19 protein-coding genes are annotated in these 26091 nt (G+C 43.8%); 8 read left to right on the forward strand and 11 right to left on the reverse strand.

From position 1 onward, the window contains the following. Window positions 1-6: 6 nt before the first annotated feature. The 4 genes from gldK to A7D14_RS13505 form a co-directional block, all read right to left on the reverse strand. The gene (gene gldK / locus A7D14_RS13490; RefSeq protein ID WP_067035574.1) at window positions 7-1386 is read right to left on the reverse strand and encodes a gliding motility lipoprotein GldK; all 1380 of its coding nucleotides are present in this window, start codon (window positions 1384-1386) and stop codon (window positions 7-9) included. A gap of 120 nt (window positions 1387-1506) precedes the next feature. Beyond that, on the reverse strand, window positions 1507-2664 hold the full coding sequence (locus tag A7D14_RS13495) for a formimidoylglutamase (RefSeq protein WP_067035577.1): 1158 nt from the start codon (window positions 2662-2664) through the stop codon (window positions 1507-1509). 1 nt (window position 2665) lies between these two features. Further along, window positions 2666-5149: a type I DNA topoisomerase gene (gene topA / locus A7D14_RS13500; RefSeq protein ID WP_067035580.1), complete on the reverse strand. Its 2484-nt coding sequence runs from the start codon at window positions 5147-5149 to the stop codon at window positions 2666-2668. A gap of 118 nt (window positions 5150-5267) precedes the next feature. Continuing rightward, window positions 5268-6521: an LVIVD repeat-containing protein gene (locus tag A7D14_RS13505; protein ID WP_067035583.1), complete on the reverse strand. Its 1254-nt coding sequence runs from the start codon at window positions 6519-6521 to the stop codon at window positions 5268-5270. A 141-nt stretch (window positions 6522-6662) separates the two neighbouring features. On the opposite strand from A7D14_RS13505, the gene miaB reads away from it, so the two are divergent. The 8 genes from miaB to A7D14_RS13545 all read left to right on the forward strand — a co-directional run bounded on the left by miaB (window position 6663) and on the right by A7D14_RS13545 (window position 15150). Then, window positions 6663-8126, forward strand: coding sequence for a tRNA (N6-isopentenyl adenosine(37)-C2)-methylthiotransferase MiaB (gene miaB / locus A7D14_RS13510; RefSeq protein WP_067035586.1), 1464 nt, complete (start codon window positions 6663-6665; stop codon window positions 8124-8126). Window positions 8127-8249: 123 nt separating this feature from the next. Continuing rightward, the gene (locus A7D14_RS13515) at window positions 8250-9521 is read left to right on the forward strand and encodes a sigma-54 interaction domain-containing protein (protein WP_067035589.1); all 1272 of its coding nucleotides are present in this window, start codon (window positions 8250-8252) and stop codon (window positions 9519-9521) included. Between the two features lie 22 nt (window positions 9522-9543). Then, window positions 9544-10071, forward strand: a complete 528-nt coding sequence (locus A7D14_RS13520; RefSeq protein ID WP_067035722.1) for an LptE family protein — start codon at window positions 9544-9546, stop codon at window positions 10069-10071. Window positions 10072-10076: 5 nt separating this feature from the next. After that, complete coding sequence (locus A7D14_RS13525; RefSeq protein WP_067035592.1) at window positions 10077-10991, forward strand: hypothetical protein; 915 nt, start codon at window positions 10077-10079, stop codon at window positions 10989-10991. Between the two features lie 9 nt (window positions 10992-11000). After that, entirely contained in the window at window positions 11001-11369 is a 369-nt protein-coding gene (secG, locus tag A7D14_RS13530) for a preprotein translocase subunit SecG (protein ID WP_067035594.1), read from the forward strand. A gap of 141 nt (window positions 11370-11510) precedes the next feature. Further along, window positions 11511-11789, forward strand: a complete 279-nt coding sequence (gene groES, locus A7D14_RS13535; RefSeq protein WP_067035597.1) for a co-chaperone GroES — start codon at window positions 11511-11513, stop codon at window positions 11787-11789. A 102-nt stretch (window positions 11790-11891) separates the two neighbouring features. Next, on the forward strand, window positions 11892-13523 hold the full coding sequence (gene groL / locus A7D14_RS13540) for a chaperonin GroEL (protein WP_067035600.1): 1632 nt from the start codon (window positions 11892-11894) through the stop codon (window positions 13521-13523). 427 nt (window positions 13524-13950) lie between these two features. After that, the gene (locus A7D14_RS13545; RefSeq protein ID WP_067035603.1) at window positions 13951-15150 is read left to right on the forward strand and encodes a glycoside hydrolase family 18 protein; all 1200 of its coding nucleotides are present in this window, start codon (window positions 13951-13953) and stop codon (window positions 15148-15150) included. A gap of 8 nt (window positions 15151-15158) precedes the next feature. Here the strand turns inward: A7D14_RS13545 and A7D14_RS13550 are convergent, their stop codons facing one another. The 7 genes from A7D14_RS13550 to A7D14_RS13580 all read right to left on the reverse strand — a co-directional run bounded on the left by A7D14_RS13550 (window position 15159) and on the right by A7D14_RS13580 (window position 26055). Continuing rightward, window positions 15159-16886 carry an efflux RND transporter periplasmic adaptor subunit gene (locus A7D14_RS13550; RefSeq protein WP_067035606.1) on the reverse strand — a complete coding sequence of 576 codons (1728 nt, stop codon included), beginning with the start codon at window positions 16884-16886 and terminating at the stop codon, window positions 15159-15161. 4 nt (window positions 16887-16890) lie between these two features. Further along, window positions 16891-17598 carry a hypothetical protein gene (locus tag A7D14_RS13555; protein ID WP_067035609.1) on the reverse strand — a complete coding sequence of 236 codons (708 nt, stop codon included), beginning with the start codon at window positions 17596-17598 and terminating at the stop codon, window positions 16891-16893. 7 nt (window positions 17599-17605) lie between these two features. Further along, on the reverse strand, window positions 17606-20104 hold the full coding sequence (locus tag A7D14_RS13560) for a heavy metal translocating P-type ATPase (protein WP_067035612.1): 2499 nt from the start codon (window positions 20102-20104) through the stop codon (window positions 17606-17608). A gap of 69 nt (window positions 20105-20173) precedes the next feature. Beyond that, window positions 20174-20704 (reverse strand): helix-turn-helix domain-containing protein, encoded by a 531-nt coding sequence (locus tag A7D14_RS13565; RefSeq protein ID WP_255307463.1) that lies wholly within the window; start codon window positions 20702-20704, stop codon window positions 20174-20176. A 44-nt stretch (window positions 20705-20748) separates the two neighbouring features. Continuing rightward, a complete protein-coding gene (locus tag A7D14_RS19865; protein WP_067035618.1) occupies window positions 20749-21084 on the reverse strand; it encodes a heavy metal-binding domain-containing protein in 336 nt (111 codons plus the stop codon). A 16-nt stretch (window positions 21085-21100) separates the two neighbouring features. Next, window positions 21101-22321: a TolC family protein gene (locus tag A7D14_RS13575; protein WP_067035621.1), complete on the reverse strand. Its 1221-nt coding sequence runs from the start codon at window positions 22319-22321 to the stop codon at window positions 21101-21103. Further along, window positions 22318-26055 (reverse strand): efflux RND transporter permease subunit, encoded by a 3738-nt coding sequence (locus A7D14_RS13580; RefSeq protein ID WP_067035624.1) that lies wholly within the window; start codon window positions 26053-26055, stop codon window positions 22318-22320. The genes A7D14_RS13575 and A7D14_RS13580 overlap by 4 nt, the downstream gene beginning before the upstream one ends. Window positions 26056-26091 lie beyond the last annotated feature (36 nt).

Raw genomic sequence — 26091 nt, forward strand, 5'->3', positions numbered from 1 at the left:
GTTATTTTATAATCCGCTTCTTGCTCCATTGGTGGAGTCTTCCTCTCCCATATAGTCCTGTACCGTTCTGAACCCGATATAGCTTCTTGCAGAATCTTGGTATTCATAATCACGGGTACTCACCTGAAGGAAGTACGCAACATCTTTCCAAGAACCGCCTCGGATCACCTTACGCTTATTGTCTTGGGAACCAATGTTGGGGTTCATTGTGGACAAATATTGGTAGGCACCTTGATCAAAGCTTGAATTGGTCCATTCCGATACGTTACCGGCCATGTTGTACAAGTTGTAATCGTTTGGCTCAAAGGATTTTGCCTCCACAGTGTACAAAGCGGCATCTGCGGCGTAATCCCCACGTTGCGGCTTAAAGTTGGCCATAAAGCAACCGGTATCACTGATCACATACGGACCACCCCAAGGATACGACCCTCCTTCAATACCACCTCTGGCGGCATATTCCCATTCAGCTTCGGTAGGCAATCTAAATTGGTTCACGAATTGCTTTCCCCTGCTTTTTTGGTCGTCGTTCTTAAACTTGGTCCTCCAATTGCAAAATGCCTTGGCCTGCATCCAGTTCACCCCAACAACAGGGTAATCGCTGTATGCATCATGCCAAAAATAATCATTGTGCATGGGTTCGTTATAGGAATATTCAAAATCCCTGATCCACACGGTGGTATCTGGATAAATCTCCAATTCCTCTTGTTTGATAAAGTCTTTTCTGCTTCCGGTTCTGGCGCGTGCGGCAGCCTCAATGTCCATCCAGTTGTATTTGTATTTTAACTGGGTTACATCTATGGACCTCAACCCATTATAGCTTTCCTCTTCAGGAAGGTAAATGGAGTCCATGACCTCGGCATAGTACTCATCTGGGTACTCAGATGTGTCCCATACCAAATCCACATCCTTGTTCAATGCCCTGCCTTCATATCCGGTCTCTCCAAGTCCGGAATAATTGTCGAGCATGTACTTGTCATAAGCTGAAAGTTCGGTAGTGTCAGTATCCTTAAAAGCATACTCACCAATACCTTCATCTTCGGGGCTTATGCCCAATTCGTCGGCCAAAATGGCCAATTTGGTTCTGACAATGGAATCTTTTACCCACTCTACAAACTGACGGTACTCACTATTTGTAATCTCCGTGTCATCCATATAAAAAGAACGTACGGTAACCGTTCTTGTAGGTGCGTTCAAAACTTTAGCTTGGTCCTCTTCGGCTTTTCCCATTACGAAGGCGCCACGAGGAATAAGTTCCATTCCATACGGTTTCTCTGGATGCCATTTTTTTCCAGGGGCCCCAACTAGCTCACCTTTTGACCTTGATTTTGACCCACAACTGGTAAGCAAAAAAACAAGTGCTATAGATGAAAAGAATAGCTTTCTCATACTTTAGGTTAAATTATTCGATTCAAGATTATAAACTGCTCTACACAAATTCATTACTCTCAAAACTACTTTTTGAATGAATTATTGTGTAAAATCAATTAATGCCAAAAATTAATTTGTTTAGTTAAAGCCCTTTCTGTAGGCCTTGAACCACCTTTCTGGAATGTTTTGGTTGCAAGCATCCAAATAGTCCCCTTCGGTGCAAGGTAATAACGCAACCGAATTTGTTTTAGTATGTTCAGGTAAAATAGATGGGACCTCTACCCACCACCGTTCGGTAACATGGCTTTTGTAAAAGACCAGTTCCTCCGTATCGGTAGGTACAGTAAATTTGGTGAAGTCTTCACTCTTTGAAGTTGGGGTTTCCTTGACCCTAAAGCTCAACCCCTCAATAAAGTACCAAATGATCTGTGCAATCATTTGAAAGGCCTGATGGGAGTTCTCCCCTTCGTAGATGCCGAACAACGATACGCGGTCACTGATACCAGCGTACCTGGCTATGGTGCAGATTTCCCTTCCGGTAAACCCATTGGGTGAAAAGTTTTTGGACAATCCCATTTCGCAGGCGCGTATGGCACGAAGGTCCAAGCTAACAATATCACTGCTTCGCAACACCGGTTCGGTCAATTCCAAGTTAGCCGCTATCTCTCCCAATCGGTAGGCATCAAAGAAAAGACGCTCCATAAGATCAACCTCTTCTTGGGCGTTAAAATAGCTTTGGTATCCTATGTTGGAAAAGTTGAAAAGATTATTCGGTTTGTCCGTTATGATCCGGCTCATATAAGAATGGGAGGAAATCAACTCATCATCCTCCCCAAAGTCAAACCGACTGTCAATGGAAACCAAATTGACCATTTCCTTAATCTTATCAAAAGCGCGATAGGTGGGAAAAGTAATGTCCTGGGTGCATCCTATTACAATGGGAATGATGTTTTCTTCCAGAAGTCCTGCCACAATCTCCTTCACCACAAAGTAGGTGTCTTCCACCGTGTCGCCTTCTTCCACATCGCCAATATCGATGATGGTGGAGTTCCAATTGCCCATCATTAGGCGATACAATTGGATTCGGATTTCATCCACATCCAATAGCTCGGTCTTCTTCTCAAATGCATTTCTGGATTCCAACACCCCGAAAATGGCAACATCGGCGTGGGCAAAGACGGGAAGCCCATCCTTTTCTGTATGTACAAAGATATTTTTGCCCAATGATTGTTGCGGCAATAATTCTGAAAATGCCAGCACTTTGTCCGTAACAGGAACCAAAAAATCGAATGCCATATTATTTTTTAGCTTTTGACTTGGCTTTTTTCTTAGGGGCTTTCTTTTCCAAAAGGGCCTTGGCCTCTTCCAAAGAAACTTTGGCAGCATCCACGTCTTTGGACAATTCCACCTTGATCCTACCTTTTATTATGTTGTGCCTTCCCCATCTGGCCTTTTCTATACGGATTTTTTCCTCGGGCCACTCCTGCACCACCTTTTCGGCTTCTTTTTTCTTCTTGTCCTCAATGAGTTCCTCAATATCGGATTGGGAAAGGTTATCAAAATCGTATTTCTTGTTCACATTGATGAACATCCCATCCCATTTGATGAATGGGCCAAACCGACCTTTGCCCTTGGTCACTTCCTTGCCTTCGTAACTGGCAATGGGTGCATCCGCTTTTTCCTTTTCCTTGATCAATTCAATGGCTCGATCTAAATCTACGTCAAAAGCACTTTCTCCTTGACCCAAGGAAATGAATTTTTTTCCGAAACGCACATAAGGTCCATAACGCCCCACATTGGCCTCAACCTCTTCTCCTTTATACTCACCCAATTTTCTGGGCAGTTGAAAAAGCTCCATGGCCTCTTCAAAAGTAATGGTGTTGATGGATTGATCGGGCAATAGACTTGCAAACAATGGTTTTTCTTCTTCATCCACGGTTCCAATTTGGACCATGGGACCAAATCGGCCCAATCTCGCTGCCACCTGCCGTCCCGTTTTAGGGTCGGTGCCCAAAACACGTTCCCCACTGGCACGCTCCGCATTCTCCTCAACTTCAATGACATTGGGGTGGAACTCCTTATAGAATGACTTCATCATGTGCTGCCAATCTTCATCCCCAGCAGCAATCTCATCAAAGTCTTCTTCTACTTGTGCTGTGAAATTATAATCGAGGATTTTGGTGAAATTACTCACCAAAAAATCGTTCACGATCATTCCAATATCGGTTGGGACCAATTTCCCTTTGTCCGACCCCACCATTTCGGATAATTTTTTCTCCGTAAGTTTTCCTTCCTCCAAAACCAATTGAAGATAGTTGCGCTCCGTACCTTCCACAGTACCTTTTTCCACATACCCCCGGTTTTGGATGGTAGAAATGGTTGGCGCATAGGTTGATGGTCGCCCAATGCCCAATTCTTCCAATTTCTTTACCAAAGACGCTTCCGTATATCGATACGGTGGCCTTGTGAAGCGTTCGGTGGCGGAAATGAAGACATTTTGTAATGCTTCACCCACCTGCATGGCCGGAAGCATTCCTTCCTGTTCCTCGGCACTGTCCTCTTCGTCGGTGCCTTCCAAATACACTTTGAGGAAACCATCAAACTTCACCACTTCTCCGTTGGCCGTGAATTCTTCTTGATGCGAATTGGCCTTGATCTTTACATTGGTACGCTCCAATTGGGCATCGCTCATTTGCGAAGCAAGGGTACGTTTCCAGATCAGTTCATAAAGCTTGGATTGGTCCCGCTCCAAAGAGGGGGACTGTAATTTCATATCTGTGGGGCGAATGGCCTCGTGGGCCTCTTGTGCTCCTTTGCTCTTCCCGGTATAGTTTCTGGTTTTACTGTACGACTCCCCATAATTTTGAACAATGGCATCCTTGGCCGCGCCCAAAGCTTCATTGGAGAGGTTGACGCTATCGGTTCGCATATAGGTGATCAGACCTGCTTCATACAAGCGTTGGGCCACCTGCATGGTTCGGCTGACCGAAAAATACAATTTACGGGACGCCTCTTGTTGCAAGGTGGATGTGGTGAACGGTGGTGCCGGCGATTTCTTTGCCGGTTTTTTATCCAAATCGGCCACAGAAAAATCGGCACCCCTATTTTGTTTCAAGAAAGCTTCTGCGGCTTCCTTGGTAGGAAAGGTCTTGTTCAGTCGCGCAGAAAAGACATTGCCATCCTCTGTTTTGAATTCGGCCTTTATTCGGAACGAAGCTTCGGGAGTGAAGGCATCAATCTCACGTTCGCGCTCCACGATCAACCGTACTGCCACGGACTGCACCCGACCTGCGGAAAGACCCGGCTTTATCTTTTTCCAGAGTACAGGGGAAAGTTCATACCCCACCAACCGGTCCAATACCCTTCGGGCCTGTTGGGCATTCACCAAGTTATAATTGATCTCCCTTGGATTTTCTATGGCTTTTTGAATGGCGGATTTGGTGATGGAGTTAAAAACAATGCGCCTTACTTTGCTTTTGTCCAATTTCAGCTCCTCGGCCAAGTGCCACGATATGGCCTCCCCCTCCCGGTCCTCATCACTGGCCAACCAAATGATGTCAGCCTTTTGGGCAAGGTCTTTGAGCTTTTTTACCAAGGCTTTCTTCTCCTTGTCTACCGTATATTTTGGCTTAAAATCGTTTTCTACATCAACGCCAAGTTCTTTGGAAGGAAGGTCTACGATATGTCCAAAACTAGATTCAACTTGGTACTCTTTTCCGAGAAAACGTTCGATGGTCTTTGCCTTTGCGGGGGACTCAACAATAACTAAATTCTTTGGCATGCACTGGGTTTTGTGTCAACAAAAGTATACCAAAAATTCGATTTTGGATTTTTTGTGACATCCTTATCAAAAAAATATCCCGCAAAAAACGGGATATTTCAAATTGATATTGTGTTTTTTAGTCGAGCCCAATCTGACTGATGAGCTTAATATCGTTGTCCAAATACTCATATTGATAGAGCACTCCATCCCCTACCATTATTAAATGGTTTTCCAAGGGAATGACATCAAACGTAACAATATTTTCAAAATGATTTAACTCAATCAAATCATTGACGTCGGTTTTGTCATAGACTTTGAGACCGGAATCCCCATCACAAACAAAAAGCTTTTCATCCCTGATGCCCAACCCGTAGGGACCATCCAAGGGGTACTGGACCGCCAATTCAGGATTTTGAATATCGGAAATGTCCACAATGAACAATCCACTCTCCGTGGCACCACACCAATTTCCACCCCTCAAAGTAACATAGGCATAATCCCCATCCACTACAACAGGGTCACAGGCGGTACCGTGTTGAAATTCTGAGATAAAGGATGGCACTGCTGGATCGGTGATATCATAAATGTACATGCCCCGCATACTTCCCAAGAAAAGATAAGTACCGTTATAAAAAATGGTCTCAATGTCAAACCCCGCATACACATCATCCAAATTCTGTGGGTTCTCCAAATCGGAAATGTTGAATACATTAATATTATGGCTGTCCACGGCGTAGAGGTAATCCTCCACAATTTTAAAACGCGCCAAGGAACCACCCTGTCCAGTGCCACTTCCTGCATCATTGGCAAGGGCAAAGTCTTCCATAAATACGCCCCCAGTATTTCTTTCATCAACTTCAGAAATCAGTCTTCTTTCAGTGGTGGTCTCCCAACCTATGATCATCTCTGAATCATAGTCAATGTCATCACTTTCCACCAAATCCGCTTCAAACGGAAAGAAAATAGTGCTGTAGAGTACGTCTTCCAAACGGTTCACCACTTCAATGTCATTGATATTGGAAATATCCAGTACCACCAAATCCATCAAACTGTCCGCATACAGATAATCCTCCTTCACAGAAATATCCACGTTCCCGGGGATGGTGATAAAGGCAATCTTTACAGGTTGTTGCGGATTGCTGTTATCGATCACATGAATTCCTTGATACTTATCGTTGATGAAAATATAATCTTTATAGGTATATACCTTTCCAGATTCATGAATCGGTTGCGGAGCAATAATAGCAACACTGGTGGCAAATTCGGCCTTACTGATCACAAGCGGGCGTGCCACGACATAATCGGCATATTCGCCATTGGTATCATCTTGATCACAGGAAATAAAAAATAATGTGGTAAACGCTAGCAGGACGGCTATTTTCGTTTTCATGTGCACTTGTTTTTCTGATTGAAACTCTGGACATTAGATAAAATCACAGCAAAAAAGTTGCGTTGTTTTTTGTCTAAATTTTAACTGCCAAATTGTCACTAAAATGATATAAGCACTATCTTTGCAGCCCATTGCACGAATATGATAAAGGACGAAAGCGTAGAAAAGATAATAGACGAAAGCCAGCAAGGAAGCACCTTGGCCTTGGAGAAAAATGAGAGAAACAGCCGTAAACTCTATATCGAGAGTTATGGGTGCCAGATGAATTTTTCCGATAGCGAGATAGTTGCCTCCATTTTGGCCAAGGAGGGATTCAATACCACCCAAATTTTGGATGAAGCCGATTTGGTCCTGGTGAACACCTGTTCCATCCGCGAAAAGGCAGAGCAGACCGTTCGCAAGCGTTTGGAAAAATTCAATGCCGTTAAAAAGACCAATCCCGGAATGAAGGTGGGTGTACTCGGCTGTATGGCGGAACGATTGAAGAGCAAATTCCTCGAAGAGGAAAAGATTGTGGACATGGTCGTAGGCCCCGATGCCTACAAAGACCTGCCCAACCTTATCCAAGAAATTGATGAAGGTCGCAATGCCGTTAACGTTATCCTTTCCAAGGATGAAACCTATGGTGACGTGGCTCCTGTGCGGTTAAATTCCAACGGAGTCTCCGCCTTTGTTTCCATTACCCGCGGTTGCGATAATATGTGCACCTTCTGTGTGGTTCCCTTTACTCGCGGAAGAGAGCGCAGTCGTGACCCACAATCCATTTTGGAGGAGGTGAACGATCTTTGGGAAAGAGGTTTCAAGGAAATTACCTTATTGGGGCAGAATGTGGACAGCTACCTCTGGTATGGCGGCGGATTAAAAAAGGATTTTGATAAAGCTTCCGATATGCAGAAGGCCACTTCCGTAAACTTTGCCAAACTTTTGGAACTGGTCGCCGAGGAACAACCCAAAATGCGCATCCGTTTTTCCACCTCCAATCCGCAGGACATGACCTTGGATGTCATTGAGGCCATGGCCAAACATGAAAACATCTGCAAATACATCCATTTGCCCGTGCAAAGTGGAAGCAATCGCATTTTAAAGGCCATGAACCGCCTGCATACCCGTGAGGAATATTTTGAGTTGATCGACAACATCCGAAAAATTATTCCCGATTGTGCCATCAGTCAAGATATGATTGCTGGCTTTCCTACGGAGACCGAAGAGGACCATCAGGACACCTTAAGTTTGATGGAATACGTGAAATATGATTTTGGTTTTATGTTCGCCTATTCGGAACGACCCGGAACCCTCGCAGAGCGAAAAATGGAAGATGACATTCCTGATGAGACCAAGAAAAGACGTTTGCAGGAAATCATTGAAATACAACAAAAGCACAGTCATTATCGCACCCAACAACATCTGGGCAAAACCGAAGAGGTCCTTATCGAAGGGACTTCCAAAAAATCCGATGCCCATTGGATGGGACGCAATTCCCAAAACACGGTGGTGGTCTTTCCAAAGGAACACTACAAAGTGGGCGATTTTGTCAACGTAAAGATCAATGAATGCACCTCAGCGACCCTTATTGGAGAAGCAGTAGGGTATTCAGAAAACAATTAATAACCCTTTGTCATTCCGCATGGATGCTTCGACTACGCTCAGCACCCGTGCGGAATCCAAAAATAAAATAAGATTCCTGCTGAAGTTTATGCTAAGCTAGACGAAGTACAGGAATGACAACAAATGGAAAATATACAATCCATTAAACAACGGTTTGAGCTCATCGGAAACGATGTAAAGCTCAATCGCGCCATAGAAAAAGCCATGCAAGTGGCACCAACGGACATTTCGGTGTTGGTGACCGGGGAGAGTGGGGTCGGTAAGGAAGCCATTCCAAAGATCATCCATTCCCTTTCGCACCGCAAACACGCCAAATATATTGCCGTAAACTGTGGTGCCATTCCTGAGGGAACCATAGACAGTGAGCTGTTTGGACACGAAAAAGGAGCCTTTACCGGAGCCACCCAAACCCGCAGCGGGTATTTTGAGGTAGCCGATGGGGGCACCATTTTTTTGGATGAAGTGGGGGAGCTTCCCTTGACCACCCAAGTGCGACTGCTCAGGGTTTTGGAGAACGGGGAATTCCTTAAAGTGGGGTCTTCCCAAGTCCAGAAAACTGATGTTCGGATTGTGGCCGCTACCAACATCAACATGTTCGAGGCTATTAAAAAGGAAAAATTCAGGGAGGATCTGTACTACCGATTGAGCACCGTGGAAATTCATATTCCACCGCTCCGCGAACGGCAGGACGACATTCATTTGTTGTTCCGAAAGTTTGCTTCGGATTTTGGACAGAAATATAAAATGCCGACCATCCGGCTGGAAGACGATGCCGTTGGATTGCTGATAAAATATCGTTGGCCCGGAAACATCAGACAGCTACGGAATATTGCCGAACAAATTTCAGTGCTCGAGGAAAACAGAATCATTTCCGCTACCACCTTGAACAGTTATCTGCCCAATGCCAATACCTCCAATCTACCTGCGGTGGTGGGCCAGGCCAAAAAGGAAGGCGATTTTAGCAACGAAAGGGAAATATTGTACAAGGTGCTTTTTGATATGAAGAGCGACCTCAACGATTTGAAAAAACTCACCCTGGAACTGTTGAAGCACGATAATTCTGAAAAGGTGCAGGAAGAAAATGAAACTTTGATCCGAAAAATTTACGGAAACAAAGAAGAGGACGTGGAAGCTGAAGAAAGCAGCATGGCCGAAGTCCTCCATTTGCCAGAACCTGTGGTGGAAAAGCCAGTTAGCGTACCGCAGCCCCAAGAAGACCGCTATCATTTTGCGGAGGAAATTGAAGAGGAAGAAACCCTATCTTTACAGGAAAAGGAAATAGAACTGATCAAAAAATCGCTGGAACGCAACCGTGGAAAACGAAAAGCTGCAGCAGCTGAATTGGGCATTTCGGAACGGACTTTGTATCGAAAAATTAAACAATACGATTTGTAAATTGCCCATTGTAATGCGCGAAATGAAAATGAAGAAAAAAATTGGTTTTAAGATTGGCCTTCTTACTTTGGTCTTGAGTCTATATAGTTGTGGTGCCTATAACTTTTCTGGTGCCGATATTGGAACGGCTACGACCTTTCAGGTGAATTTCTTCCAGAATTATGCCGATCAGACCCCAAGGTCGGTCATTGTTCCTGGTTTGGACCGTGATTTTACGTTGGCCCTGCAGGATATGATCAACAATCTCACCAGTCTCTCCCTCACGGGAAGCAATGGGGATTTGTTGTACGAAGGGGAAATTGTGGAATACAAGGTGGTGCCCATGACCGCAACTGCCGATCAACGAACAGCACAAAACCGGCTCACCATGAGTGTGAACGTGCGGTTTTTTAACAATACCAAGGAAGATGCGGATTTTGAACGTCGTTTTTCCTTTTTTTACGATTTTGATGCAGCAGCTTCCTTAACATCGGTTCAGGCAGCGGCCCACGAAGAAATCTTTGAACGGCTCACCCAGGATATTTTTAATGCCTCCTTGGGAAATTGGTAACAACTATGAACGTATCGGATTTTATACAGATTCTTCAAAACTCAAATACCATCCTGTCCCCAAAACAGACACGGGAACTGGAGGATATCATTGAAGAGTATCCCTATTTTCAGGCTGCCAGGGCTTTGCATTTGAAGGGGCTAAAAAATCTTGATAGCTACAAATACAACAACGCCTTAAAAGTTGCTGCGGCCCATACTGCGGATAGGGACGTACTTTTCGATTACATCACATCGCAGGAATTTGTCCAAAACAACATTGCCGACACCATTGCTGGGCGACGGTCAAAGCTTGAGGATCAAAATGCCATTTCCGAAGAAATTGAGCCCAGTGAAAATGTTAATGCCATGTTGGTTGAGGCCGAAGAGGTGGCACTCCCCCAAAACATCCAGGATGCAGAGCAGATATTGAACCCGGCACTGTTCAAATCCAAAACTCCTGAAAAAGTTGAAGAGGAAGAGGAGAAAAAAGAGGAACCCTCTAAGGTCCAAAAAGAGACCACACCCGAAACCGACCTACAACTGGGCAAACCCATTCCCTTTACCAAAAAGGAAAAACATTCCTTTACCGAATGGTTGCAATTGACCTCCAAAACTGTGGAGCAGGAGGAACCCGAGGAGGATGTGATGGAAGAATTGGAAAAGAAGAAAAAATTTGAACTTTTGGATAAGTTCATCGAGAACAACCCCAAGATCGTCCCCGTCGAAAAGTCAACTCCAAAAGTGAACATTAAGGATTCAAACAAGTTCGATAATAACGAACTGATGACCGAGACACTTGCCAAGGTGTATCTCGAACAAAAAAAGTACAAAAAAGCCATTCAGGCCTTCAAAATATTGAGTTTGAAATATCCAGAAAAAAGTGGTTTCTTTGCAGATCAAATTCGGGCGGTGAAGAAGCTGCAGAAAGAAAAAGAATAAGATAAAAAAATGAGCACGTTTACAATTTTTTTGATATTGATCATTATCGTGTGCCTTTTGTTGGTATTGGTCATTATGGTCCAAAACCCTAAAGGAGGTGGGTTGTCCTCATCTTTTGGAGGTGGTGGAAACCAAGTTGTGGGAGGTGTAAAAAAGACTGGGGATTTTTTGGATAAAAGTACCTGGACCCTTGCCACATTATTAATTGTATTGATTCTTTTGTCCAATGTTTCCCTAAAGGGAAGCTACAGTCAGGCAGATTCAAAATTGTTGCAGGGCGATGATACGGAGGCCACTGTTCCAGAAACAGTCCCCGAGGAAGTTCCTGAGCAACTTCCGCCAACTGACAGTGCCGATCCAACGGACACCATCAATTAATAGTGACAAAGCATACAAAAATGCCAGCTTGAATGACAAGCTGGCATTTTTGTTTTCCATAATGTCAGTTTTTGGGCATTGGCACAATTTCTGCCCCCATCTTTCGAGAATTTTTAAACCAAATACATAAAAATTATAAATATGGCTAAAGTTAATATCAAACCATTGGCAGACAGGGTTCTTATTGAGCCACTACAGGCCGAGACCAAAACTGCCTCCGGTATCATCATCCCGGACAACGCAAAGGAAAAACCTCAAAAAGGCAACGTAGTAGCCGTTGGACCCGGAACCAAAGATGAAAAAGTGACCCTTAAGGTTGGTGATACCGTACTATATGGAAAATATGCCGGTACCGAACTCAAATTGGACGGTATTGACTATTTGATGATGCGCGAGAGCGATATTTTGGCAATAGTATAATCAACATGTCATTCCCGCATAAGCGGGAATCCATCAAGAAACTGAAAAGTATAACCAAAAAGATTCCTGCCTCCGCAGGAATGACAAAACAAAAAATCTAAAATGGCAAAAGATATTAAGTTTGACATAGATGCACGTGACGGCCTTAAAAAAGGTGTGGACAAATTGGCCGAAGCCGTTAAGGTAACCTTGGGACCCAAGGGTAGAAACGTGATCATCAGTAAATCATTTGGTGCGCCACAAGTAACCAAGGATGGTGTTTCCGTTGCAAAAGAAATTGAATTGGAAGATCCCCTTGAAGATATGGGGGCACAAATGGTGAAGGAAGTTGCTTCCAGAACCAATGACCAAGCCGGTGACGGTACCACTACCGCAACCGTATTGGCCCAGGCCATTGTTAAAGAAGGGCTTAAAAACGTTGCTGCCGGAGCAAATCCCATGGATTTAAAAAGAGGTATTGATAAAGCCGTAGAAGCTATCGTTGCCGATTTGGAAAAACAAACCAAAAAAGTGGGCAACGATTCTGACAAAATCAAACAAGTTGCCTCGATCTCCTCAAACAATGACGAGACCATTGGTGACCTTATCGCAAAAGCATTTGGTAAAGTTGGCAAAGAGGGTGTCATCACCGTTGAGGAGGCCAAAGGAACCGATACCTACGTTGATGTTGTTGAAGGAATGCAGTTTGACAGAGGATACCTTTCTCCTTACTTCGTAACCGATACAGACAAAATGGTTGCCGATTTGGAGAATCCTTACATTCTTCTTTTCGATAAGAAAATCTCCAACCTTCAGGAAATCCTTCCTATCCTGGAACCTGTTGCGCAATCTGGTAGGCCCCTTTTGATCATCGCCGAAGATGTTGAGGGTCAAGCCTTGGCCACTTTGGTCGTGAACAAATTGAGAGGTGGCCTTAAAATTGCCGCCGTTAAAGCCCCTGGATTTGGTGACAGAAGAAAAGCCATGTTGGAAGATATCGCTATCCTAACCGGTGGTACTGTAATTTCCGAAGAAAGAGGATTCTCTTTGGAAAATGCTTCTTTGGATATGTTGGGAACGGCTGAAACCGTGACCATCGACAAAGACAATACCACTATTGTGAACGGAGCTGGTAAACCTTCTGACATTAAAGCAAGGGTAAACCAAATCAAATCACAGATTGAGACAACAACTTCTGATTACGACAAGGAAAAATTGCAGGAACGCTTGGCCAAATTGGCCGGTGGGGTAGCCGTTTTGTATGTAGGTGCCGCTTCTGAAGTTGAAATGAAAGAGAAAAAAGACCGTGTTGACGATGCCTTGCACGCTACACGTGCCGCTGTTGAAGAAGGTATTGTTGCTGGTGGAGGCGTTGCCTTTGTTCGTGCCAAGAAAGTCCTTGAAAAATTAGCGACCGACTCATTGGATGAAACTACCGGTGTACAGATTGTGGCCAAAGCCATTGAAGCTCCATTGCGAACCATTGTTGAAAACGCAGGTGGTGAAGGTTCCGTGGTGATTGCCAAGGTACTTGAAGGCAAAAAGGATTTCGGTTATGATGCCAAATCAGACAAATATGTTGATATGCTTCAGGCAGGTATCATCGATCCTAAAAAAGTAACCCGAATTGCTTTGGAAAATGCAGCTTCGGTAGCAGGTATGATCTTGACTACGGAATGTGCTTTGACAGACATCAAGGAAGATGCTCCGGCCGGACCTCCAATGGGTGGCGGTGGAATGCCAGGCATGATGTAATAGCATCCCATTCGGATTAAAAATAGGAACGCCCCGATCTTCATCGGGGCGTTTTCTTTTCTATTTTGTTATAGGGCTCAATAGAGTCCAGAAACCAAGTTACTTCTTCTTACCAGTAGCTTGGGTAGTCTTCTTTGCATTTGGCTTAACTGCCTTTGCAGGAGATGACTTTCCAGTTGACTTCGCTTGTTTCATGAGTCAAATAAATTTAAAACTGGAGTAAATGTATTTCAGTTTTGAATCCGAAAATTTTATTTGGCTAAATATTAACTAAAACTGTCAGCCCGTTTTTTCAAACAAAAACGAAAAAAATCTTTGCTGGAATTGCCCATAAATTTGTTATCGGTATACTTCAAACCGTTCTTGGTCTAAAACATTGGCCATTCGCTCTATTTTGCATTACTTTCTAAAAACTAAATCATTTAAGATGAAACATCTCCGCCCCATCATTCTTTTGGTCCTTTTCGGATTGGTTACCGCATTTTCAGTTCTAAAAAATCGCTCCGATTCCAAAGAACCCTCGGTAGCGGTCATGGCCTATTACGTTCCAGAGAAGGAGTACCATCCCGAAGAACTTCCGTTGCATCAATTGACCCACATTATTTTCTCCTTTACCCATGTGATCGATGGTAAAATGCAATTCAGGAATGAGGAAGATGGAAAAAAGCTTGAACAATTGGTGGAGCAGCGTAAAAATCATCCCAATCTTAAGGTAATGATCGCCTGCGGCGGATGGGGTGCCGATGGTTTTTCGGATATGTCGCAGACCGCTGAAAACCGGAAAAAATTTGTGGAAAGTGTGGTGGAGTTCAATCAAAAGTATCAATTGGATGGGTTGGACATTGATTGGGAGTACCCTGCTATTCCCGCTGCAGGAACCGGGGCAAGACCCGAAGACAAACAAAACTTCACTCTTTTGATGAAGGAATTACGGGAAGCTTTGAATACCCTGGACAGGGAACAGACCCTGACCTTTGCCTCAGCAGGCTGGAAACCCTACTATGACAATATTGAACTGGAAAAGGTGATGGGTTATGCAGACTACATGAACATTATGACGTATGATCAGGTGGGATCTAATTCACCCTATACCGGCCACCATACCCCTTTGGGGTATATCAAAGAAAGGGACCTCGAGGGAACACCTGCTGCCGAATTCATTACCAATTGGAAAAAAGAACAAGGTGATGACAGGGATTATGGTCCCAGATCAGCGGAAAAAATTGTGGAATACTGTCTTGAACAAGGTGTAAAACCAGAACAGCTAGTCATTGGTTCCGCATTTTACGGAAGAGCTTGGAAAGGCGTTCCCCCCAAGAACAATGGCCTTTACCAATCCAACTCAGGCCCATATATTGGGTGGGCTGCCTACTACAATATCCGAAGTGAATTTGAAAAGGACCCGAATTTTAAACGCTATTGGGATTCTGTGGCCAAAGCACCTTATCTATACAATGCCAAGGACAGTATTTTTATCAGTTATGATGATACGGTTTCTGTACGGATGAAAACCGAATATGCCCTAAAAAAGAAGTTGGGCGGCATCATGTTTTGGCAATTGGGCAATGACACCAAGGAAAAAAATAGTCTTTTAAAGGCTATGTTCAATGCAGCTAGCCAAAACTAATACAGGATCTACCAAGAATGGACAATGCTTCCGCAGGTCAACATTCCTTCGCCGTAATAGGGATTCCTGATTTCTTTTTCTGAACTCAGCCAATTGGCTCCATTATCATTATTGGCCATGGGGCAATGCTGCACATAAATTTCCCCGTCCAGTTCCTTCATTTGGTTTCCAATTTTTATCATACTTTCAGATAAGACCATGAAATGGTTGCGCTGTGCCGCTATGGAATTCTCTTTGGCTATACCGGAAAGGGATTCTGCAATTTTTTCAACTTGAATTTTTCCGGTTTCATTCATTTCCATCTTCTTAAAATTTTCTACTTTCTGTTGAGCTTCATCAGCCCATTTTTGAGCTTGTTCCATATTGGAATCAACCAGGGCATCCTTAAGTTTTAGATAAGAATCCAACACTGTTTGAAAACCATTTTGGGTCTGTTTGGAAAAATTCGCGCCCATTTGCATTCCCCCGTGGCCCTCATGACCCGTCATGGTTGCTCCACCACTCTTGTTCATCATGGATTTTTTCCCCTGCAACTGGGCAGCGGCATCCACAGTAAAAGTTCCTTTGGCCACAATTTCTTCACCGATTTCAAGACCAGAGACCACAGCATAACTTCCGTTGCTCAAATTTCCCAATTGCACTTCCCGCATCTCAAAAACGGGCTCACCAAGATTTGGTTGCACGTAAACTACAGACCGCTCACCCGTCCATAGTACGGCACTTTCTGGGAGGGTGATGGCTCTTTCTGTACTTGATTCGATCATTTTTATCTCACCGGTCACAAACATTCCCGGTTTTAAGAGTCCCTTTTGGTTGTCCAATTCCGCACGAACCTCCAACGTCCTGCTGGAATTGTTGAGCAAAGGATCCACAAAGGAAATCTTGGCCTGAAAGGTTTCATTGGGATATGCCTTGGTGGTCACCTCAAGGGTTTGTCCTTTTTTGAACAATGCCAATTGGTTTTCATACGCATCAAAAATCGCCCAAACCGAATTCAAATTGGCCACTTTCACCAAAGGTGAACCTGTTTTAATGTAATCACCTTCCTCCACCATAATCCCGGAAACTACACCACTCACATTGGAATACACTGGGAAATTCTCCCGGACCTGTCCAGAACTTTCGATTTCGTCTATTTGGGTGTCAGACAATTTCCAAAGCTTCAATTTGTTCCGAACGGCTTTGTACAATTGGGGCTGTGATTCCTTTAAATTGACAGCGGTCAATAACTCTTGTTGGGCGGAAACCAATTCTGGGGAATAAATAGTGGCCAATTGTTGTCCCTTTTTCACCTCTTCCCCTTCATAATTAATATTCAACCGTTCAATCCTTCCATTAAAATAAGCGGATTGAACAGCATCAGACTCCTGATTGATAGCCACTTTTCCCGAAAGTTTCACATGACCTCCACCGGCAATTCCTTCCCCTATGGTTATGGTTTCCACACCGGCCAAAGCCATGGCGTTCTCCGTCATTTTTATTTGATTGGCCATCAGTCCCTCTCCGCTACTTTCTGCTGGAATCAAATCCATCCCACAAATGGGGCACGATCCTGGCTCTGGTTGCATAATTTGTGGGTGCATGGAACAGGTCCACATTTCGCCCGAAGCAATTTCCGTGCTATGGTCATGCTCCGCTCCGTTTGTGGCATTGGCACCATTTCCAAATATGAGGTATCCGGCCAATAATCCCACCACAACAGCAATTCCAATGTATATGATGTTTTCCTTTTTCATGTGTTTATTTTTTTCTTTTTACAACTTTTCTCATCGTTGGTGACGAGGTAAACCAAAGCAAAAATCCGCTCAACACGGTAATCAATCCCAAAAGGGAAAATGCCCGAAGCAAAGTGGTATTAAAATCATCACGACTTTCATAGTCCATCGTGTGGGTCATCCAAAGAAAATCGAACCATCTCCAATTCCGATGTCGCACCGTTTGAAATGAACCATCGGCCACCGAAACGTAGGCCTTAATATTTTCTGGTGAATCATACGTAATCACATAAGCGGGCAATTTCTTTTCCCTATACTCGTGATGTTTATCGGTCTCATTGATGACCTCAACCCCTTTAACTTTTAATTCTGGTGACATTTGGCGCGCCGCAACTGCCAAGGCTTCTTGTTCCGAAACACCTTCCTTTATGTTTCCGTTTTTAGCATCTACCAAATATTCGTTATTGATCCAGTAATACGGTTTGCCTGCTATTTCCTTAAGGCTCAACGAACTTATTTTAGATGGAATATTGATTTGTGAAAGCCCAATGAGTCCATCAAATGCAACGGGTTCATAATCCATGTTCCTAAAATGGTCCCCATGGATTTCGTCAATATCGGTCCAGCTGAAGTAGAGTCCACTGGCTGTCCACATAATGAATTGAAGGCCCAAAAATATTCCCAAATACCTATGGGCTTTTCTAATCTTAACCGCTGTTGTTCGTTTTACCATTTCGTTCTTAGTCGATTGATTTAGTTCGTAATCGTAATGCATTGGCTATAACCGACACCGAGCTAAAGCTCATGGCCAGGGCCGCGATCATGGGCGAAAGCAAAATCCCAAAGAAGGGATAGAGCACCCCTGCTGCCACCGGCACACCAATGGTGTTGTATATCAATGCAAAAAATAGGTTTTGTTTTATGTTTTTCATCACGGCCTCACTAAGGTTCCGTGCTTTTACAATACTGTGCAGGTCACCTTTCACTAAAGTGATCATGGCACTTTCAATGGCCACATCGGTGCCCGTACCCATGGCAATACCCAAATCGCTTTTGGCCAATGCAGGGGCATCGTTGATACCATCACCCGCCATGGCGACCACTTTGCCGTTGTTTTGAAGTTGTTCCACTTCCTTCATTTTATCCTCGGGCAAGGTCTCGGCTTTAAAATCATCCAAATGTAACTCACTGGCCACTGCTTTTGCGGTGGTGGCATTGTCGCCTGTAAGCATGATCACCTTTATTCCCTTATCTTGAATAGCCTTGATAGCCTTGGCACTTGTTTCCTTGATTTTATCTCCAATGGCCACAAAACCGTGACATTTACCATCAATGGCCAAATAGGAAACCGTTTTACCTTTCTCTTGTGCTTTTTTGACCTTTTCCATTATATCATCAGAAATGTCAACATTGGCTTTTTCCATCAATTTGATGTTCCCCAACTGAATCTCCAAATCCTTGATCTTGCCTTCAACACCCATACCCGTCACGGCATTGAAATATTTTGTCTTTAGAATTTTGATTTCCTTTTCTTTACCATAATTCACCGTCGCTTGTGCCAAAGGGTGTTCGCTATTGGCATTTACCGACACCAGATATTGCAGCAATTCTTCTTCTGAATAATCATCCGAAAACACTACCAATTGATCAAAAGTAGGCTTGCCCTCGGTGATGGTACCCGTTTTATCAATGATCAGGGTGTCCACATCGGCCATTTTCTCCAAAGCTTCGGCATTTTTGATCAACACTCCATTTTGAGCGCCTTTTCCTACCCCTACCATTACGGACATGGGTGTGGCGAGACCGAGTGCACACGGACAAGCAATAATCAATACGGCAATGGCATTGATCAAAGCGTAAACATAGGTTGGCTGGGGACCCCATATCGCCCAAACTGCGAATGTCAAAATAGAAATGATGACAACTGCTGGCACAAAATAAGCGGATACTTTATCAGCCAAATTTTGAATGGGTGCACGGCTTCGGCTGGCTTCGTTCACCATCTTGATGATTTGTGAAAGCAGGGTGTCGCTGCCCACTTTTTCAGCTTTCATCAAAAAGGTTTGGTTACCGTTGATGGTACCACTGCTTACTTTGTCATCCACTGTTTTTTCAACGGGAATGGGTTCACCCGTGATCATGGATTCATCCACCGAAGTTTCTCCCTCCGTAATGATGCCATCCACAGGAATTTTTTCGCCAGGTTTCACACGGAGAATATCATCCTTTTCTATATCATCAATGCTTACCTCAACTTCTTCCCCATCCACAACTTTGATCGCTTTGTTGGGCGCCAATTTTAATAATTCCTTTACGGCATTATTGGTTTTGCTGTGCGCCCTAGCCTCTAACAATTGACCCAAAAGCACCAAGGTGAGGATTACGGTTGCTGCCTCAAAATATACGTGAACCGCACCTGTTTCCCCCTTGAACTGGTCAGGGAAAAATCCTGGGAACAACAATGCGAGCACACTAAATATAAAAGCCACGCCCGCACCGATACCAATCAAGGTAAACATGTTCAGGTTCCACGTTTTAATGCTTCGATAAGCCCTTTCAAAAAACATCCAAGTAGCGTAAAAAACCACAGGAAGCGATAGGGCAAACTGTACCCAATTCCAATGGCTTGGCACCATTAGTTTGTACAATGGGTTCTCGGGTATCATCTCACTCATGGCTATCAAAAAAATGGGCAGCGTAAAAGCTACTGCTATCCAAAATTTCTTGAGCAGTTTTTTATAGGTTTTTTCCTCTGCGCTGGCTTCGGGCTCCTTGGGCACCAACTCCATTCCACATTTTGGGCAGGAACCTGGGCCATCTTCCACCACTTCGGGATGCATGGGACAGGTCCATTGCTGTTTGGAACTGGACGAAGTGTTTTGTTCCTCCACCAAATCCATCCCACAAACAGGACAATCGCCAGGTTCATCATAGGTTTTGTCTCCCTCGCATTGCATGGGGCAATAAAAAGTGCCATTTCCATTGGAAACCGATTTTTTCTCTTTTTTCTTTGGTTTATGATGGTGGCCTTCGGCATGAATACTGTAACCGCCCCCATCTTTTTCCAAAGCTTCCTCGAACTTTTTAATTGGAATGTGCTCCTCCATCTCAATCACGGCCTCGGCTTTTTCCAGATTTACCTCAACCCCGGTAACCCCATCCACTTTGGAAAGGGTTCCTTCTACATGATTTCTACAGCCATTACAGCTCATTCCGTGTATGTGATAGGTATGTTTCATCTTGTTTGTTTTTTTTATTCAAAACTAGCTGAACACCAGCTGGAAGCTTTTCACAATTCTGGGTATCTTTTATACAATTTGATCTAAAGGCCTCCGATTCCAATCTTGCACTTTTCGGTATTCACTCATGGACATTCCTGTTATCGATTTAAACTGTTTGGCCAAATGGCTACTGCTCTTATAGTTCAAATCATAAGCTATTTCAGAAAATGTCTTGTTATCCATCTGGATTTCTTCCTTTACCCGCTCAATTTTCAAGAGGATAAAATATTTTTCAATGGTCAGCCCCTCCTTGGCACTGAACATTTTACTGAGCACCGAATAATCCTTGTTCATTTTTTCTGACAGGTATTCCGAGAGATTTTGATGCATATCGTCTTTCAAAGCATTGATCAGGTGTTTTTTAATGTCAGCTATATAACTTTCATTCACACCCTCGATCAATTCAAAACCATTTTTGACCAAAATCTCTCGAATACGCTCCAATTGGTTTTGGGCTCCATCAGAAAATTGGACTTCTCCCAAATCCATATGTACCACCTCGATGCCCGCATTCTGAAACTCTTGTCTCAGAACGCCTTTGCATCTATCGCAAACCATATTTTTTACTTTAATCCGCATCGCTGGTACAATTCAAACTTTAATTAATTGTGGGTATGTCCGTCCGCCATGTGCTCCTCGTTCAATACATAGGTCATCCCGCAAACTGGGCATTTCCCCTCTTCATCGCTTCCACTGCCTTCACAATGCATTGGACAAACATATGTGGAGGTATATTCCTTACCTTCCATTTTTGCGGTTTCCATGCCTTCCATGTCATGCCCTTCATGATCCATCTTTTCCATGTCATGGCCTTCATGTTCCATGGTTGCTTCCGTAGAAGTTTCTTTTGCTTCCTCCGTTTTTCCCTTGCACGATACCGTAAGTACCAATACTGAAGCGAATGCGATTCCGATAATAGTTCTAATGTTTGTTCTCATTTTTGACATTTTAAATTTACTTGTTAATTAAATAATTGATGATGGCAGATTGTAGATAATACAACTGCACCGATTGTATTTGATTGGTCTGAAATTTTAATTGTAACTCTTGAATGTCCAACACATCGTTAAAATCGATGGTGCCCGTTTCGTAATTCTTGATCAGTATTTCTTCGGCATCCTTGGCCTGTTTTAGGTTTTTTGCTTGGGTTTGATGCGTAATGCGTGCCTGGTTCCGTTGCGAAATGGCATTGGCATAGGCATTTTCCAGCACGTTCAGCCGCTCCTCTTTTTGCAGTTCAATCTCTTTTTGACGAAGCTCGTTCTGTTTGGTGGTCGATTTAAACTTATTGTTGAAAATGGGAACCGAAAAAGTGACCATCGGCATTACAATATCCTTTCCGTTATCGCTAAAAACCATATTATCCCGTTCCGAAACAGGGATATAATCCAACCCTACCCCAAAACTTGGAGCATTCTCCTTTTGGTTGAGCAGTTCCGATTGGGTTACCGATTCATACAATTGATCATATTTGAGCAACTCTGGATTTAGGGTTAAATCTTCTTTGTTGAAAATGGGGTCGTCCTCAGGAATATCCATTACATTCACCACCTCAACTGCAATATTTTCATCTCGATTGAGGAGGTTATTGAAAACGGCCTGCTCTGCTAGGTACGATTGCTCCAACACTTCTTTTTGTTGCTGCAGTTCATTTTGACGAATTTGAAGTTTTAAAACATCAACCGCGGAGGCATTTCCCACCTCAACAGAGGTTAAGGCCAAGGTCTCGTAGGTTTTAAGCAGTTCTATATTTTCCTGCAACACTTTTTGCTTCGCCTGAATTCCATAGAGCACATAATAGGATTGTGCCACGGACAAGGCCAATTTTCGTTTGGCGATCACAATTTCTACATACTCGGTCTCCGCCATGGAACTTGCATAGTTTTCCCGTGCGGTGATCGTCCCAAACCAAGGCAACATTTGCGATACCGAAAATCTAGCACGCTGTGCTCCTGTTCTGGTCTCTGGTTCGCTCACAAAATATCCTGCTGCTATGGTGGTATTGGGCAAAGTGTTCATTTCGACCACCTTTTCCTTTGCGATGTTATAGCGGAGTTCCAACGCTTGGATCATGGGACTGTTCAACTCAGCTTCTTGCAAATAGCTTTCCAAGGACTGGGCGTTAACCCCAAAAGCCGTTAAAGCAAATAGTATGTATATGAATCTCTTTTTCATCGGTTTTGCATTTTAAGTTGCAGCTCACTTTTCCAACTGTATAGCACGGGCACCACAAACAAGGTGATCAATGCGATCAGCATACCTCCAAAACTTGGAATAGCCATCGGAATCATGATGTCACTTCCTCTACCCGTACTGGTAAGCACGGGCAGAAGTGCCAAAATGGTGGTCGCTGTGGTCATTAAACATGGTCTGATTCGTTTTTCGCCTGCTTCCAATACCGAAGCACGGATGTTTTTCAAGTTGTCCGGTTTGTTCTTATCAAAAGTTTGGGTAAGGTAGGTGGCCATCACTACCCCGTCATCCGTGGCAATTCCGAACAAGGCAATAAAACCTACCCAAACGGCCACACTCAGGTTAATGGTGTGCATTTGGAAAAGGTCTCTTAGGTTTTCACCCATAAAACTGAAATTCAAGAACCAATCCTGACCGTAGAACCAAATCATTAAAAAGCCACCTGCAAAAGCTACCGCAATTCCAGAAAATACCATCAAGGATGTGGCCACCGACCTAAACTGAAAGTAAAGAATCAAAAAGATGATCAATAGGGCCAAGGGAACCACCACGGACAAGGTTTTTTCGGCACGTAACTGGTTCTCATACGTCCCGGTAAATTTATAGCTGATGCCTTTTGGCACCACCAATTCGCCACTTTCTATTTTTTCTTCAATCTTGGCTTGTGCATTTTCCACCACATTGACCTCTGCATAGCCATCTTGCTTATCAAATAGCACATATCCCACCAAAAAGGTATCCTCGCTTTTAATGGCCTGTGGTCCTTGTTCATAACGGATGCTTACCAATTCGCTCAATGGAACAGGACTTCCTTTTTGCACGGGAACATAAATATTTTCCAAATCGGTTGGGTTTTCCCGAAGTTCCCTTGGGTAGCGCACCCGAACACCGTAACGCTCCCTTCCTTCCACGGTTTGGGTCAATGTCATACCGCCAATGGCAACCTCAAGAATTTGCTGCACATCTTCAATCACAAGTCCATAGCGCACCAATTTTTCACGGTCAATATCAATGAGAAGATAGGGTTTCCCAACAATTCGGTCTGCAAAAACAGCTTCATCTTTAACCCCTGCAGCTTCTTTTAAAATAGGTTCGAGTTGAAGGCCAAAGTCCTCAATTTCTTTTAAATCCTGGCCTTTCACTTTAATTCCCATCGGAGCTCGCATTCCTGTTTGAAGCATCACCAGACGCGTTTCAATGGGTTGCAGTTTTGGTGCGGAAGTGACACCTGGCAATTTGGTCACCTTTACAATTTCATTCCAAATATCATCCGGGTTTTTAATCTCGGGACGCCAGTTACGGAAGTATTCACCATCAGTATTAGGAATTAAAAGACTACGATCTATTCGCAATGGTTCGCTCACGTGGTCTTCAGCATAATTCTGCTCGTTACTCACTTCCAAATTTGGATTGGCCAATACTTTTCCGTTGCTCAGCTCAAAATATCCATCGGGATTGATTTTGAATCGTTGTGGACTTCCAGCATCATTTTTCTGGTACTCTGACCGATACTGAATAATGTTCTCGTACATGGAAAGTGGTGCGGGGTCCAATGCCGATTCCGTCCGCCCTGCTTTCCCCACTACAGTTTGAATTTCAGGGATGGTGGCCACGGCCATATCCAATTGCTGCAACACCCTTTTGTTTTCCTCCACGCCGGCATGTGGCAAGGAAGTGGGCATCAACAAGAAAGAACCTTCATTTAAGGAAGGCATGAACTCTTGGCCTGTATTCCGCATGATCATGAATCCAAATACCACAATCACCGTCGGAATGGACAAGAACAACAATTTGTTTTCCAAGGCCCATGTCAAAATGCGGCTGTAATTTTTTCTGAAGAGATAAAAGCCCCCTAACAATACGCCACAAATCAGTGCAACAAAAATCAAGTTGATGAAAATACTACGGTCAAAGCCCAAGGGTCTCCAATAGGTGGCCAACAAGAATGCAATGGTAGTAATGCAAATGCCCACATTGAGCATTCCTGCTTGTTTTTCATCAATAATCTGCTTCAATTTGAGGACTCCTGAAACGCCAAAGGCCAGCAATGCCAAGCCCAACCAATATCCAAAACCGATAGCAACCATTCCCAAGGCAATCAAAATCCCGTTCCAGATATATTTGAATAGGTGATTTGGGCTTTTCTTTCTAAAAATGATGGCCGCAAAAGGCGGAATCAAAAAGAGCGCTACAATGATGGAAGCCGTTAACGCCATGGTCTTGGTAAAAGCCAACGGACGAAACAATTTTCCTTCGGCACCCACCATGGTAAAAACAGGGATAAAACTGATGATGGTCGTTAAAATGGCCGTTAAGATCGCCCCTGAAACTTCAGCGGTGGCATTGTAGACCACTTCATCAATAGGGAGGTTTCCTTCATTCTCATCCCTATGCCTAATAATGTTTTCGGATAAAATTACCCCAACATCCACCATGGTTCCAATAGCAATGGCAATACCCGAAAGGGCCACAATATTGGCATCAACTCCAAAGAGTTTCATGGAAATGAACACCATGAGCACTGCAATGGGCAACAGGCCAGAAATCAAAATAGAGGCCCTGAGATTGAACACCATGACCACGATCACCAAAATGGTGATAAGAATTTCAAGGGTCAAGGCTTCATTTAGGGTTCCCAGGGTTTCTTGGATGAGTTCTGTTCTATCATAAAAAGGAACAATGGTAAGTTGCGAAGTGGTTCCATCTTTCAATTCTTTGGATGGAAGCCCTGCACTCAATTCTTTTATTTTTTCCTTTACGTTATTGATGACCTCCAGTGGGTTGGCTCCATATCGGGCCACAACCACACCGCCCACCACTTCTGCGCCTTCCTTGTCCAAAATCCCTCTTCGAACAGCAGGCCCCAAGGAAACATTGGCTACATCCTTAATTCGAATAGCCGTATAATCCGTTGAAGTGACCACGGCGTTTTTGATGTCGTCCAAAGATTTGATGTATCCCAACCCACGCACCAAATATTCCGCTTTATTGATCTCCAAGGTCTGTGCCCCAATATCCCGATTGCTCTGCTTTACGGCCATCACAATTTGGTCAAGGCCAATGTTGTACTGCTTCAACAATTCTGGGTCTACATCCACTTGGTATTCCTGAACAAATCCACCGATGGAAGCCACTTCAGACACACCCGATGCGGAAGACAGGGCATATTTTACATAGTAATCCTGTACGCTTCGCAGTTCTTGCAGATCCCATCCTCCCGTTACATTACCATCTTTATCACGGCCCTCCAAAGTGTACCAAAAAATTTGTCCCAAAGCGGTGGCATCGGGTCCCAAGGCCGGGTTTACCCCTTCTGGCAGTAAATTATTGGGCAAGGAATTGAGTTTTTCCAGAATTCGACTGCGGCTCCAATAGAACTCTACTTCTTCCTCAAAAATGATATAGATACTCGAAAACCCGAACATCGAAGAACTTCGGATGGTCTTCACCCCTGGAATACCCAATAAAGAAGTCGTTAACGGATAGGTAATCTGATCCTCAATATCTTGTGGAGAGCGTCCTGGCCATTTGGTGAACACAATTTGTTGGTTTTCACCAATATCTGGGATGGCATCCACAGCAACGGGGTTACTTGGCAAAAATCCCGTATTCCAATTGAAAGGTGTATGTACCGTTCCCCAACCAATAATAAGCAGGAGCAGCAAAATGGCCACTAATTTGTTGTCTATGAGAAATTTGATGCTTTTGTTCAGCATAAGGGTTTGATTTAAACATTAGATCGACACAAAACA

Source organism: Allomuricauda sp. CP2A, assembly GCF_001683915.1.
Lineage (GTDB): Bacteria > Bacteroidota > Bacteroidia > Flavobacteriales > Flavobacteriaceae > Flagellimonas.

Excerpts from the sequence above, each read along its gene's own strand:
- A7D14_RS13495 (WP_067035577.1), bottom strand. The coding sequence starts at position 2,664 with ATGGCATTCGATTTTTTGGTTCCTGTTACGGACAAAGTGCTGGCATTT.
- A7D14_RS13525 (WP_067035592.1), top strand. The coding sequence starts at position 10,077 with ATGAACGTATCGGATTTTATACAGATTCTTCAAAACTCAAATACCATC.
- A7D14_RS13555 (WP_067035609.1), bottom strand. The coding sequence starts at position 17,598 with ATGGTAAAACGAACAACAGCGGTTAAGATTAGAAAAGCCCATAGGTAT.
- A7D14_RS13520 (WP_067035722.1), top strand. The coding sequence starts at position 9,544 with ATGAAAATGAAGAAAAAAATTGGTTTTAAGATTGGCCTTCTTACTTTG.
- groL (WP_067035600.1), top strand. The coding sequence starts at position 11,892 with ATGGCAAAAGATATTAAGTTTGACATAGATGCACGTGACGGCCTTAAA.
- A7D14_RS13515 (WP_067035589.1), top strand. The coding sequence starts at position 8,250 with ATGGAAAATATACAATCCATTAAACAACGGTTTGAGCTCATCGGAAAC.
- topA (WP_067035580.1), bottom strand. The coding sequence starts at position 5,149 with ATGCCAAAGAATTTAGTTATTGTTGAGTCCCCCGCAAAGGCAAAGACC.
- A7D14_RS19865 (WP_067035618.1), bottom strand. The coding sequence starts at position 21,084 with ATGAGAACAAACATTAGAACTATTATCGGAATCGCATTCGCTTCAGTA.
- miaB (WP_067035586.1), top strand. The coding sequence starts at position 6,663 with ATGATAAAGGACGAAAGCGTAGAAAAGATAATAGACGAAAGCCAGCAA.
- A7D14_RS13550 (WP_067035606.1), bottom strand. The coding sequence starts at position 16,886 with ATGAAAAAGGAAAACATCATATACATTGGAATTGCTGTTGTGGTGGGA.
- A7D14_RS13580 (WP_067035624.1), bottom strand. The coding sequence starts at position 26,055 with ATGCTGAACAAAAGCATCAAATTTCTCATAGACAACAAATTAGTGGCC.
- A7D14_RS13565 (WP_255307463.1), bottom strand. The coding sequence starts at position 20,704 with ATGGTTTGCGATAGATGCAAAGGCGTTCTGAGACAAGAGTTTCAGAAT.
- secG (WP_067035594.1), top strand. The coding sequence starts at position 11,001 with ATGAGCACGTTTACAATTTTTTTGATATTGATCATTATCGTGTGCCTT.
- groES (WP_067035597.1), top strand. The coding sequence starts at position 11,511 with ATGGCTAAAGTTAATATCAAACCATTGGCAGACAGGGTTCTTATTGAG.
- A7D14_RS13560 (WP_067035612.1), bottom strand. The coding sequence starts at position 20,104 with ATGAAACATACCTATCACATACACGGAATGAGCTGTAATGGCTGTAGA.
- A7D14_RS13545 (WP_067035603.1), top strand. The coding sequence starts at position 13,951 with ATGAAACATCTCCGCCCCATCATTCTTTTGGTCCTTTTCGGATTGGTT.
- A7D14_RS13505 (WP_067035583.1), bottom strand. The coding sequence starts at position 6,521 with ATGAAAACGAAAATAGCCGTCCTGCTAGCGTTTACCACATTATTTTTT.
- gldK (WP_067035574.1), bottom strand. The coding sequence starts at position 1,386 with ATGAGAAAGCTATTCTTTTCATCTATAGCACTTGTTTTTTTGCTTACC.
- A7D14_RS13575 (WP_067035621.1), bottom strand. The coding sequence starts at position 22,321 with ATGAAAAAGAGATTCATATACATACTATTTGCTTTAACGGCTTTTGGG.